Origin of the sequence: Shewanella aestuarii (assembly GCF_014647215.1) — a bacterium.
GTDB classification, from domain to species: domain Bacteria; phylum Pseudomonadota; class Gammaproteobacteria; order Enterobacterales; family Shewanellaceae; genus Shewanella; species Shewanella aestuarii.
Genome location: NZ_BMOT01000011.1, coordinates 25757 through 39204 on the forward strand (window position 1 = coordinate 25757; position 13448 = coordinate 39204).

Consider the following 13448-nt stretch of genomic DNA (forward strand, 5'->3'; position numbering starts at 1 on the left):
TTAGGGGACTTAATAAATATATACTTTGTTAATCGATATCAAAACTGTAATAGATATCAAGTGATTGGCTCAAACTACCCGATACGGTTTCAAGGTACAATTGGGACAATAAATAGTATCTGACTGTCATTTCATAGCCTGGATTGAATACCCCAATACCGTATTTGATCATCAAGCTTTCACCAATATAGCCACTAATGGCAACACGACCATCATCATTAGCATCTAATTGCACATTGGAAAAACCAAATTGTTCAATGACGCCCCGAGCGGTAGAACCGATGTTATTCATCGCGCCACCGTCAACCTGCGAACCTAAACTTAAGGCCGCTCCCATCATCAGGGAGTTGTTTTGTTGATCACTGCTATTACTGAACCCCTTACCGGTAAGAATGTATGACAGGACTTCCGCTTGTTCTTTAGCCGGATTAGAGAATAGGGTCACAAAGGGGCGCATCGCTGTACCTGTGACTCTGACTCCGGCAGTAATGTCCTCATCTTTGATTTCTCTTACTGCTTCAATATTTAAGTTAGGTACTTCAACTGGGCCGACAAACTGGACTTCACCTGCATTAATCTTCAAGGTTTGTCCCATGAATTTATAATTACCTTTGTTGACTTTGATGTCGCCAAATAATAATGGCGGCTTAAAGGCTTGTTGCTGTAACCTTAAGTTACCTGAAAGCTTGCCTGTTAAGCCCATGCCGTCAATCGATAGCTCTTTGCCCACAACAATATTTATGTCAGCCACAATAGCATAGGGGCTTGTCTGTACTTCAAGTTCAGAAATCGAATCGTTAAATACCACATCGCTAGATAAGGGGACACCCCCTTCAGATAGCTGCATGATTTTAATTTGACCAGAAGGCACATTGACTGAGCCTTTAACAGCCACTTGCTGATGATCAAATTTGATATTAACGTCGGGCGACACATCTAAAATTGCAATAGGAGGTTGGATAACCCCTAATTTATTGCCGTTAACATTGATCTCACCAGAAACTTGCCCGTTAGGCCAATACAATTGGCCATTGACGATGGCTTGTCCATCACCCATATGCCATTGGCCATCTAACTCAGCTTGTTGACCATTGAGTTGCAATCCAAGGAATATTTTTTCAACCAATGTCGGGTTAGAGGTTAGTGCAAATGCGCCTTCGGTTAATTTGATATTACCGGTAATGTCAGGCGTCATTAAGTTGCCAGCAAGATCCATTCGGGTAGATAAATCTCCACTAAGGGTCTGAAGTCTAGGGAAAAACTCACCAAATGGTTCTAAGTTTAATGATTTTATATTGATAAAGCCATCAAGGGTTCTGTCAGGTGTCACATTGATATTAATCTCGGTTTGTAGACTGGCAATACCATCTGAGTCTGCTGTGATGGTGGTTCTTAACTGTTTTTCATCCAATGAGGCTTTTAAAACCAACTCTTGGTAATCGATATTGACCACATTTTTGACATTGCGAATAAGCTTGATGTTACCCGGTAACAGTGTGAAGTTAACTAAGGCCGTTGGCTTACTCTTAGGTTGCCAATTAATTTGGCTAGTGAGCGCAGCATTACCATTCCAATTGATATTTTTAGATAATATGGGCGCTAAAAGCTGTCCGGGATTACCGCTAAAGTTGATGTCAGCTTGACCTTTAGGGCCAAGATCAACATTGCTGGTAAGGCAAAGTTTATTATTGGGGTGGCTTATGCAAAATGCATTAATTTTACCGCGATTCTTTAGCTGATCCCATGCCAACATTATCGGTTCATCTAATTGCCATTTACCAAATATATTGCTGATATTCAGTTGTTTAAGTGTCGCATCAAGGGTTTGCTTTTCAATGTTGGTTTGGCTTAATAACTCGCTATTAATGCTGGTGTCGCCTGTAGTAACCATGCTGGTAGTTTGTTGGCTTTGATCTCCTTGGCTTTCAATATTCAAACTACTGAGTTTGTAACCTTTATAGACAATGTTTCGATTATCTAATGCAACAGAATATTGGTGTTGGCTAAAAGGGAGGTAATGCGCTTTAAGCGCCAAATTATCTAACTTAGCCCCTGCAAAGCTACTATTTTGCATTTCAGCAGTTATATCGACAACAGGGTTGCTACTTTCCCCTGTGACTTCGATTTTAGCGTGAATATTTCCCCTACTGCCGGCAAACCACTGTCTTAAGTCTGGGACATTCAGTTCGGCATCTATGTCCCATACTGCATCTGCACGGCCATTAATAAATAAGTCAGCGCCCAAAGCCGTTGCTTTTAAGTTTTGTGCATTGACGGCAAAATTTTGATCTATTCCAACTTGGCCCTCTAAGGTGATAGGGTAGCCATTCATACGTCCTTTTAATGCAGCGTCGCTAATATCAATTTGCCATTTATCTTTAGAGAGTTTGCCATTAGTGACGAGTTGCCCACTTATTTTACTGCGCAGTGACGTAAATTGTTGCAACCATGCGACGTTTTGCAGGCTTAAATCCTGAGTAACGACCTTGGCCTGCCAGGCTACGTCATCAGCTATATTCACTTCACCTTCAACATACAGTTGACCCGCTGTTGAATTGATATTGAGGGGATACAGTTTTAGGGTGTTTTGCTGAAAGGTTAAGCTTGAATCAATGCTGAGTTCTGGATGGAATGGGCTAACAAATTGACCCATCACTTTAGCTTTAATTGCATCAATTTTGCCTTGTGCTTGCAAAGATTCAATGTTGGCTAAGTATTGCGCTTCTTTGAACGGCCATTGTAATCTGCTATCTGATATTTCGCCTTTAAAAGGTAAGCTTTCATGGCTTAAGTCGACTTCCGCTTGTAGATTGAGCCTTGTGTCGCCGGTTAATTTGGCGTTTATGGTTAACTTCTTAAAATCATCTGTTAACTCAAGGATTAACTTTTGATTGGTAAATCCAGGTAATTCAGTCACCTTATCAATGTTTGCATTAATGCTGATATTCATTGGATAGTTATCAACTAAGTTAATCTCACCTATCAAGTCAATATCGCCATAGGTATGTTTTACATGCAGTTGGCTAAGACCTATGTTGTAGCCGATGTAATTACCCGCAATAATAATTTGTTCAAAAATGTCTTTACGTTGGCCAATCTGCAGCGTGCTATCTGCTGAATTCAGTTGTTTGATAAATAATCTAAATGGCAAATAAACTTCTGGTAAGTCAGCTAATGGCCATGGGTTGGTTGCAGAATCAGCAGTAGTGGACTGTGTTCCATCCTCAGTAGGTATGATCACCGCTAATCCAACACTGCTGATGTGTTCCACTTTTAAATCTGGCCCGGTCCAAAATGCTTTAGCCTGTAATTGTGCCGCATTAAAATGCATGTCGTTAACTGTGACATTGACGTCAGCCAAATCTGCACTATTGAGTGAAATATCAAAAGGTAAGATAAGTAATTCATGCTCAGATGCGTCCAGCTCGGCTAAATGCGCTTCAGGGGAGGCGTCTTTAATCGCTGCGGATTTTTCTGCTTTAGTGAGATGGCTTTCATTGCTTGGGCTTTGTGCTGATGTAATCTGCTTAGGATCAATAAGCTGTGGATCCATGACTGAGCTATTAGCCGCATTACTTAGCAATGCTGTTTGAATATCAACAGTGACTTTTGATGCGCTGAGGGAGTCAACACACAACTGCTTATTAATAAAACACCGAGGTAGCCACTCTATAGCCAGATCGTTAATCTCAACACGAATGCCATCCATCTCCCAAAAAGCGTAGTTGAGTTTAAGATCATGGTTAATGGTGCCTGATTGATAATCTAACTCAAGATTAGGCATGACTTGACTTGCGATAGTGATGCCAACATTACTGCCAATAGAGGTGCCCAATACCAAGGCAATAATAACCAATAGCAATAGTGGGATATAAATAATCATCCGGGTATAAAACTTGACTCTGCGCCATAAATACTTCAAAAAACCTATAACAATAGTGTCTTTAGCTACAGTTTCTGTATTTTCAGGGCTGTTTACCTCTAGATCTTCTACTTGACTGTGTTCCTTATTTGCCGCGCTTGGTGTTGAGGTGTTATCAACTTGGGGATGTTTGCCGTCTTGCTTGGTATCGCCAATCGGTGTTTTTGATGTAGCCATTATAATTCGGTCCCCATGGTTAAATGAAGACGGAATGAACGGTCTACCGTTTCGGTTTCTTTAAGCCCAAAACCTAAGTCTAATTTGATGGGGCCAATAGGGGATATCCAATGGACACCGCCACCTACAGACATGACAGATTCAAATTGATCTGTGTCAAACGCATTACCCGCATCAACGAAGGTTGCCAGTCGCCAGGTTGGGGTTAAGTAATATTGATACTCTACACTGCCTACGATTAAATAGCGTCCGCCAACCACTTGGCGAGACAGTCCACCTTGTGTGTTCTCATAGTCAATATGAGGCCCAAGTTCCTGGTACCGATATCCACGCACCGACTGATCGCCACCGGCAAAATACCTTAAAGAAGGCGCAATAAAAGGAATATCTTCTTTATCTGCGATGTTGGCACCTAAATCAAGTCGAGCCACGAAACGGTGTTTATCAAAGAAGGTGTCAATCCATTTGAGTTTGGCTTGTAATCTTGCTAATCGAATCGCCGAGCCTAAGTTTGGATCTGCATACTCAAGACTATAGGTTTGACGAAACCCTGATTTGGGATCTAGGGTGTTATCACCACGAATCGTTTGACTGACTCCAATTCCTAAAAGATAAAAATTAGGCGAGTAATCAGTCTCAAGTTGGGTATAAAATTCTTTAACCGCTTCAATAGAATAGCCAAACAGCCAGTTGTTATCGGTTCGTCGCTGCCTAATGACGCCAATTAAATATTTTTCGGCTTCAAGTTGACCAGTGTTAATAAACTGCCTGTCTTCAGGAACATAATCTTGAGTGACACCATACTCATCGCGTAACACACCCACTTTGATTTTAAGTTGATCGTCTAATGGGTCAGTTAACGGAATCGTATATGTTGTCAGTAGTTTTGGAGTATTAGGAGACCATTCGGCTGTGGTTTCTTGCTTATGACCATAACGATTGACTTGCGGGGTGCGCCAGGTAACTCTGATCCTTGGCTCTACAGCACCGTCACTACTGTTACCAATATCTACCCCAGCACCCACTTCAAGTGAGTGGCTTGGGCGAGACGTTAATTCCACTTTAATGGGAACATTACCCTCTTTGATTTGTTCGACTTCAGGTAACACTTTAATATTACTAAAATAACCAACATCGATTAGGTTTCGGTTCAAACGGTTGAGTTCAGAGGTGGCATAAGGTGTATCGGCTTCAAAGGGCACTAATTCTTGAATGATATCGTCATTAAGCGTGTGGCCTTTAAAAGAGACATCGCCGAATCGATAGCGTGGGCCTGACTCAAAATGCAGGTTAATTTGCGCGGTGTTTTTATCACGATTAATAACAATTTCGGAACGCGAAAAACGACCATCAAAGTAGCCACGAGCCAAAGCTAAGGTTATCAGCTGTGATTTAACTGTTTCGTACTGACCATGATGCAAAGGATCACCTGGTTTGATGGTTAAGCCATCTAACCAGCGTCTAAAGGATAAGTCTTCAAGCATTTCACCATCAAAATTGATATCAACCCATTGCAAAGTAACCGGTTCTTGTGGGTCAACTTTGATACTGAGCTGCCATGGACCTTTTGTTGTTTCTGTCACATTGATGTCAAGATTGGCTCGATAAAAACCCATAGACTCTAATGCTTCAGTAGTATTGTCTTCGACGGTAAATAAAAATGCTCGCCGCTGAATTTCATTTTGGGGTAAGGAGCCTAAATGGGAGCGAATATTTTTTTCAAGTGCCGACTCAACCCCTGAAATGGAAACCGTTAATAAATCGTCAGCCGCAAGTGCACCACTACTGCGAAATACAGTCAGTGCTAGGATAAAAAAAAGGCTCACTCTTAAACAATTAATTAACAATATTTAGGTACTTACTGATTTACATGCATCTTGTTTATATTGTCGCTAGAAAGCGTTAAAGTCGCAAGGCAAACAATAGGCAGAATTTACGTTAAGAGGAATAATAACAATGAAAAATAAACTATTGTGTCGGTTTCATGCCGGACTAGGTATAGCATCTTTACTCATGGGGCTTAGTTTTAACTTGTATGCTAATGATGAAATGCCATTTTCAATCGCAATTCATGGCGGAGCGGGCACCATTAATGAAGCGGATTTAAGTGAAGTGCAGCAACAAGCTTATCGAGACAAATTACAGCAAGCAATCAATGCTGGGCATGACATTTTAACTAAAGGCGGCGACAGTTTAGATGCCGTTCAAGCCGCCATTAATGTATTAGAAGACAGCCCATTATTTAACGCAGGTGTTGGCGCAGTTTATACTTTCGATGGTAAACATGAGTTAGATGCTTCGGTAATGGATGGGCGCAATATGGCTGCAGGTGCTGTTGCTGGTGTCACTCATATTAAAAATCCCATTAATTTAGCTAGAGCCGTGATGGAGAAATCACCTCATGTGATGCTTTATGGTCAAGGTGCTGAAGAATTTGCCATTACTCAAGGCATGACCTTTGTGTCAAATCAACACTTTGATACCACGCATAGATATAACCAACTTTTAGATGCTAAGCGAAAAATCATCAAGTCTGAAGCGAAAGATCATGATTACCAAGCCTCAGTTAATCAACTTGAAGCCAACTATAAATTTGGCACAGTAGGTGCGGTTGCTCTTGATAAACAAGGCAATCTTGCTGCAGGAACCTCAACCGGTGGCATGACGGCAAAACGATTTGGTCGTATAGGCGATGCACCGGTTATTGGCGCGGGTAATTATGCTGAAAACGGTACTTGCGCAATTTCAGCAACTGGGCATGGTGAATACTTTATTCGCTATAACGTGGCAGCCGATATCTGCGCGCGAGTAAAATATCAACAAAAATCAATTATTCAAGCGGCTGATGAGGTTATCAACCAAAGACTCGTCAGCGCGGGTGGCACTGGTGGGGTGATTGCTATTGATGCTAAAGGCAATATTGCGACCCCGTTTAATACTACAGGTATGTATCGCGCAACTAAAGTGGGTGATCAGCCTGCTAATATTATGATTTGGCGAGATAAATAATTATTAATCTCGCGACGTGGTTAGCCGTATGATTCGTTTTTTTGATAATCGATTTATCCGATGATATTGATTGAATTTATTTTGCTGCTGTTTAATGGTTTTTGACTAAACTTAGATATAAGCATGGTGTGATGACATGCTTACTAAGACCTTTGGTTGTCGTGGAGGCGTCAGATGACGTTACAACTTCTTAAACAACCTAAATATAAGTCGCCCAATCCTATGCGCTAAACCTGATATATCAGGAGGATTGTGCCAGAAAAACATTATGGGGAAATGAAATGGATTCTATCAAAATTATTGATTATATGGATAAACGCCCGGTGCTACTTAAGGCCAACATGTCAATTGCCGTGGCGGTTGAAAAATTACTGACTAGCAATCGTCCAGGTGCCCCTGTCATTGGCGAAAAAGGCGAGTTAGTTGGCTTTTTATCACAGCAGGATTGCCTTGCAGTTATGCTAAAAAGCAGTTATCACTGTGATTTAACCAGCACGGTAAAAGATTGTATGCGTACAGAGGTGTTAAGTGTTGGTCCGCAAGACAGTATGTTGCAATTAGCTGAACAAATGACTGGTGAAAAACCCAAGATTTACCCAGTGGTGGATCAAGGCAAAGTCGTCGGAGCTATTACACGCCAAGATGTCCTTAAAGCGATGAACACTTACATGCAACAATGTTATTTAACACCAGCCTAATGCGATAATCGGTATAGGTGCTTAAAAAGCCAGCATTCTGATGCGCTAAAACATACCAATGTGTCCGCTTCCTTGCTAGGATCGACTATTTCGATTTCGATGCTAGCCAAGGAAACAAATTTGAACGCGGATATTAAGCCACTCTCCAAAGCCTTCTTACAGCGTTGTGTGCAAACCGACGCGGCCTACATTCGTCGCCGTTTGTTCCGTCTTAATAAGCAAAGCAACTCAGCGCCCAAAAGTGAAGCGGCGATGCAAGCCGAAATGGCGGATCTTGAAGCTAGAGCGATAGCATCGGTTGAGAAAGTACAACAACGCCTGAATAACCGCCCTAAAATTCATTATCCAGATGACCTACCTGTTTCTCAAAAACGTGATGAAATTGCCAGTGCTATAGCCACGAATCAAGTGGTCATAGTGGCGGGAGAAACGGGCTCAGGTAAAACCACTCAGTTGCCTAAAATATGTCTCGATTTAGGGTTGGGGTGCCGAGGCATTATTGGTCATACCCAACCAAGACGTCTAGCGGCTCGCAGTGTTGCCACCCGTATCGCAGATGAATTGAATAGTCCGCTAGGTGAGGTAGTCGGCTTTAAAGTACGTTTTGCTGATGCAATAAGCGAAAACAGTTACATTAAGCTAATGACCGACGGTATTTTACTGGCTGAACTCACATCGGATAAATATTTAAACCAATACGATGCAATCATTATCGATGAAGCGCATGAGCGCAGCCTCAATATCGACTTTATTTTAGGTTACTTGAAACAAGTACTGAAAAAACGTCCTGAACTAAAAGTCATTATTACTTCCGCAACTATCGATGTTGAGCGATTCTCAAAGCATTTTGACAATGCACCTGTGATAGAAGTGTCCGGTCGTACCTATCCAGTGGACACGCGTTATCGTCCTTTGCTGCAAGATGATGATGCTGATCGTGATGTCACTGATGGTATTTTTGCCGCCGTTGATGAGCTTATCGCCGAAGGGCCTGGCGATATTCTCATTTTTATGAACGGTGAGCGTGAGATTCGAGATACCGCAGATATGCTGCGCAAACAGAATTATCGTGATACAGAAATTCTGCCTTTGTATGCGCGGTTATCTTATGGTGAACAATCTAAAGTTTTCAGTAGCCATATCGGTCGCAGGATCGTGCTGGCCACCAACGTGGCAGAAACGTCATTAACGGTTCCAGGTATTCGGTATGTCATTGATCCAGGAACCGCAAGAATAAGTCGCTACAGTTATCGCACAAAAGTGCAACGTTTACCGATAGAACCTATTTCGCAAGCCAGTGCTAATCAGCGTCAAGGACGTTGTGGCCGTGTTGGCCCCGGAATTTGCATACGCTTGTATGATGAGTCTGATTTTATTCAGCGCCCTGAATTTACGGATCCGGAAATTTTGCGGACTAATTTAGCCTCGGTTATTTTGCAAATGCTGGCCATTGGTTTGGGAGATATTGCAGGGTTCCCGTTTATTCAACCGCCAGAGCAAAAACACATTCGTGATGGTTTTTTACTGTTGGAAGAGTTACAAGCGGTAAAGAAACAAAAAGGCGATTTAGTGCTCACTCAATTGGGGCGCAATTTAGCTAAAATCCCCCTTGACCCTCGATTAGCTCGGATGGTGTTTGAAGCAAATCAACAAGGCTGTTTACATGAGGCGCTAGTGATCACCGCAGGGTTATCGATTCAAGATCCTCGCGAGCGCCCCATAGAGAAAAAACAAGCTGCAGATGAGTGTCATAACCGGTTTGCTGATAAAGATTCAGATTTTAGTAGCTGGGTAAAATTATGGGATCACATTAAAGATCAGAAACGAGAACTGTCAGCCAGTCAATTTAGAAAACAGTGCCGCGATGAATACTTAGCTTATTTAAGGGTGCGTGAATGGCAAGATCTGTATACCCAGCTAAAACAGGCTGTTCACGAATTAAAATGGCGCCTGAATGATACGCCAGCAAGTTACGATAACTTACATAAAGCATTATTGGCGGGTTTGCTGAGCCATATTGGTTTTAAAGACGTTAACAATGAGTACTTAGGTGCGCGAAATCGAAAGTTTTTCGTCTTTCCAGGCTCACCTTTGGCTAAAAAAGGCCCTAAGTGGATTATGGCGGCAGAGTTAACTGAAACCTCAAGGTTATTCGCCCGCTGCTGTGCCAAAATTCAACCTGAATGGTTAGAGCCATTAGCTACGCATTTAATGAAGAAAAATCATGTTGAACCGCATTTTGAAGCGAAAGCGGGGAGCGTGGTCGCCTTTGAGAACCAGGTGCTCTATGGCTTAACGGTTGTTAACCGCCGTCGGGTGCAATATGGCCCAATTGAGCCGATTGAAGCCCGAGAAATCTTTATACGAAGTGCGCTTGCTGAAGGTCAGTTACAAACTAAAGAAGCGTTCTTTGTTAATAATCAAAAGTTGTTAGAAGACATTGAAAGCCTGGAGCATAAATCAAGACGTCGTGACATTTTGGTGGATGAAGACGTGTTGGTGGATTTTTATGAACCTCGGATACCTGCAGGTATTTATAACGCGCCGCTATTTTTTAAATGGTGGAAAAAAGCCCGCGTAGCACAACCTGAGTTATTAGATTTCAATGAAGATCTATTGATGCAGCGCAGTGCAGATCATGTTTCCGCTTTAGATTTTCCAGAAGTGTGGCACAAAGGCAATTTAGCGCTGACAGTCAGTTACCATTTTGAACCGGCAAGTGCCGATGATGGCGTGTCTATTCATATTCCTGTCGCACTATTAAATCAGATAGATGATCTAGATTTTGACTGGTTAGTACCAGGATTAAGAGAAGAGAAAGTCATTGCATTAATTAAATCTCTGCCTAAAGCCTTACGACGTAATTTTGTCCCAGCACCGGATTATGCTAAAGCGTGTGTGCAGGCGATGACGCCGTTTGAGTTACCCTTAATTGACAGTTTATGTAAGCAATTACTTCGCATGAGCGGCACTCGTATCAGCCCAGATGATTTTGATTTTAGCCAATTAACCGCCCATTTATTAATTAATTTTAAAATTGAAGATGATAAAGGCCGTTTAGTTGCACAAGGTCGACAAATTGAACCGTTAAAAGAGCAGTTACAAGGTGTGGTAGCTAAAGCCATTAGACAGGTGGCTGATAAAGGTATTGAACAGGAAAGTTTAACCTCATGGTCATTTGGCAATTTGCCTGAGCAATATCAGCAACGAAAAGGCAATTATGAGGTAAAAGCCTTTCCTGCGCTGATTGATAATAAAGTCGATGTGGCAATTAAACTGTTTGATGATGAACTTGAAGCGGCTAAACAGCATAGGTTAGGGATCAGACGTTTATTACTCATCAATATTCCTTCACCGGTTAAGCATTTACAAAAATCCTTACCCAATAAAGCGAAACAGGCAATGTACTTCAACCCTTTCGGACAGGTTCAATTGCTGATTGATGATATTATTCAAGCCTCTGTACAACAATTACTTGATCAAAAAAATCTGGATATTCGTAACGAACAACAGTTTGAGCAAGCAAAAGATTGGGTGAGACAAGAGTTAAATACCACAGCGGAACAAATTGCCTTGAAAGTCGAACGGGTGCTGACAATTTACCAGCAAATCAAAAAGCGCTTAAAAGGTAAAATCAGTTTAGATATTGCTTTTGCAATGAGTGATATACAAACGCAACTTGATAAGTTGGTTTATAAAGGATTTGTACAGGAATGTGGTTGGGATAAATTAGCGGATGTTGCACGTTATTTATCCGCGATAGAAAATCGTTTAGATAAATTACCTGTCGATCCAAGCCGCGATAGATTGCACATGCACAGTATTAGCAAAGTTGAGGCAATACTGGCAGCACAGCTAGCAAAAGTGCCACGTTTACAGCCAGTACCCGATGCCTTGATAGAGGCGAGGTGGATGATTGAGGAGTATCGAGTCTCATGCTTTGCTCAAGTGTTAGGCACAGCATATCCTATTTCTGAAAAGCGTATTTTAAATCACATTAATCAAGTTTAAATGACTTTGATGATTAAGACTAAACCTCAATTTGTGCTGCAAATTGAGGTTTTTTATAGCGATATTTTACCAACGCAAACGCTCAGACATAAGGCTTTGGCCATGATGTTCAATAATTTCACCTACAGATTGTTGATTAATCTGGCTTAGTGCTGATATCTCGCTAATGAGCCTGTCTTGCACATCCACAGGCATGCTCATATTATCCATAAACAAATGCATCGCTAAATTATCTGCTTTACCAAACAAATCCACTAATTTGCTCGCTTCATACTCAACAAGTGTATTCATTGTGACTCCCTAAAACCGGTTGGGGTTATTTAAAATATAGTCTTAAAAAACCGCCCTGTTATAACCATTGGTAGTAATGAAACTCAAAACTCTGGCATTGAGGGTATAAAAAGCGAACTATTGTGTGAAAGTCTTTCACTTATTTGGTCTAAAAAGGCATTATTCAGCAATAAAAACATTCAATTCTGTAAGTTTTTTGTAATAATCGGACGGTTAGGCTAGTAATGCAGATCCTTTGGTTGATATACTTGCTAGCAAGAAGAACGTGATTGGTACTCTTCTCTGTTAATAGGTAAATGTTACTGACAAAATTGTCAAAAAATAAACATACCTAGACCCTCAACGACCTTAAAAGAAGATTGGAGTGATTATGGAAGTTCATGAATACGAAAACGCTTACTACCAAGTAAAAGACGACGTGTTAGAGTCATTACCTTCTGAAGAAGAGTAATAACGACTGAACTCGGAATCACAACCTATGGATTTAGGTTGGCGCTCCAAGAGACAATACAAGCAAATTTAAAAATAGCAGCCTAGGCTGCTATTTTTTTATCTTTTTTACCTAAAACCTTTAAATTTTAAAGTGAGCATTGATCTGAGATAGATTTGAGATTGAACAATAGAAGATGTTTAAGCCTGCATGCTTTGTAAAGTGCTAGTAAGCAGGCTATCAAGAAGGATGTTTTCAATGCTTAACCGCTGATACGGCCTTTTTCTGGTAGAACTTCAATAATGACCCATTTCTTACCGCGTTTCTCTAAGCGCAAAGTGCGATCATCTATCCAGGGTTTACCGCCTTTTAATCCTTCCATTTTGACAATAATAGTCACTTCATCGGTAAACTTGCGGAAAAAGTCGATATCAATCTCATCGATACTCATGGTGACATTTGTCATCGACAGGCCTAATACATGACGTTGTACTGATGATGCTATGTGATAGTGTTCTAACACTTCTCTCATTTCAGGCGTAACATAGGGCAGGGCCTTACTGACATCTCTGTCGGTATAAATGGCTTCAAAAAAGCTGAGGGTGACGCTTTCAGGTGTTTGCGGCGCTTCAGTTTTTTCAATGACCTTCTCGCAGCCAAATAATACCAATAAACTGAAAATTAGAATAAATCTGTACATAAAAATATCAATAACCTTATAAAAATGACTGCAGGCACAAAGCAATTAAACGCAAACCTCATTAAATAGTGGGTTTGGTATAAAACTTAGTCAAATGAATGGTTAATAGTATCTATAATTAATTTATCACTAGCAAGGTTAGTGTAAAAATTGCTATGGTGAAAGTGTACAGATAACTAAACCTACCCACGGCCTTTACTTCAAAAGTCG

The 13448-nt window shown here is 41.1% G+C and carries 7 protein-coding genes; 3 read left to right on the forward strand and 4 right to left on the reverse strand.

Annotation, left to right across the window (positions count from 1 at the left end; translation table 11 throughout):
• Positions 1 to 28: 28 nt before the first annotated feature.
• Positions 29 to 4099 carry a translocation/assembly module TamB domain-containing protein gene (locus IEY03_RS14595; RefSeq protein ID WP_188843008.1) on the reverse strand — a complete coding sequence of 1357 codons (4071 nt, stop codon included), beginning with the start codon at positions 4097 to 4099 and terminating at the stop codon, positions 29 to 31.
• A complete protein-coding gene (locus IEY03_RS14600) occupies positions 4099 to 5925 on the reverse strand; it encodes an autotransporter assembly complex protein TamA (RefSeq protein WP_229778349.1) in 1827 nt (608 codons plus the stop codon). Before IEY03_RS14600 ends, IEY03_RS14595 begins: the two co-directional genes overlap by 1 nt.
• A gap of 187 nt (positions 5926 to 6112) precedes the next feature.
• Between IEY03_RS14600 and IEY03_RS14605 the strand changes: the two genes are divergently transcribed.
• The 3 genes from IEY03_RS14605 to hrpA all read left to right on the forward strand — a co-directional run bounded on the left by IEY03_RS14605 (position 6113) and on the right by hrpA (position 11817).
• Positions 6113 to 7108, forward strand: a complete 996-nt coding sequence (locus IEY03_RS14605; RefSeq protein WP_229778352.1) for an isoaspartyl peptidase/L-asparaginase family protein — start codon at positions 6113 to 6115, stop codon at positions 7106 to 7108.
• 281 nt (positions 7109 to 7389) lie between these two features.
• Positions 7390 to 7806: a CBS domain-containing protein gene (locus IEY03_RS14610; protein ID WP_188843012.1), complete on the forward strand. Its 417-nt coding sequence runs from the start codon at positions 7390 to 7392 to the stop codon at positions 7804 to 7806.
• A gap of 99 nt (positions 7807 to 7905) precedes the next feature.
• Entirely contained in the window at positions 7906 to 11817 is a 3912-nt protein-coding gene (hrpA, locus tag IEY03_RS14615) for an ATP-dependent RNA helicase HrpA (RefSeq protein WP_188843145.1), read from the forward strand.
• A gap of 66 nt (positions 11818 to 11883) precedes the next feature.
• On the opposite strand, the gene IEY03_RS14620 is transcribed toward hrpA, so the two are convergent.
• Both IEY03_RS14620 and IEY03_RS14625 read right to left on the reverse strand, forming a co-directional pair.
• Positions 11884 to 12108 carry a hypothetical protein gene (locus tag IEY03_RS14620; protein WP_188843014.1) on the reverse strand — a complete coding sequence of 75 codons (225 nt, stop codon included), beginning with the start codon at positions 12106 to 12108 and terminating at the stop codon, positions 11884 to 11886.
• A gap of 692 nt (positions 12109 to 12800) precedes the next feature.
• Positions 12801 to 13238, reverse strand: coding sequence for a nuclear transport factor 2 family protein (locus tag IEY03_RS14625; RefSeq protein ID WP_188843016.1), 438 nt, complete (start codon positions 13236 to 13238; stop codon positions 12801 to 12803).
• Between the last annotated feature and the right edge of the window lie 210 nt (positions 13239 to 13448).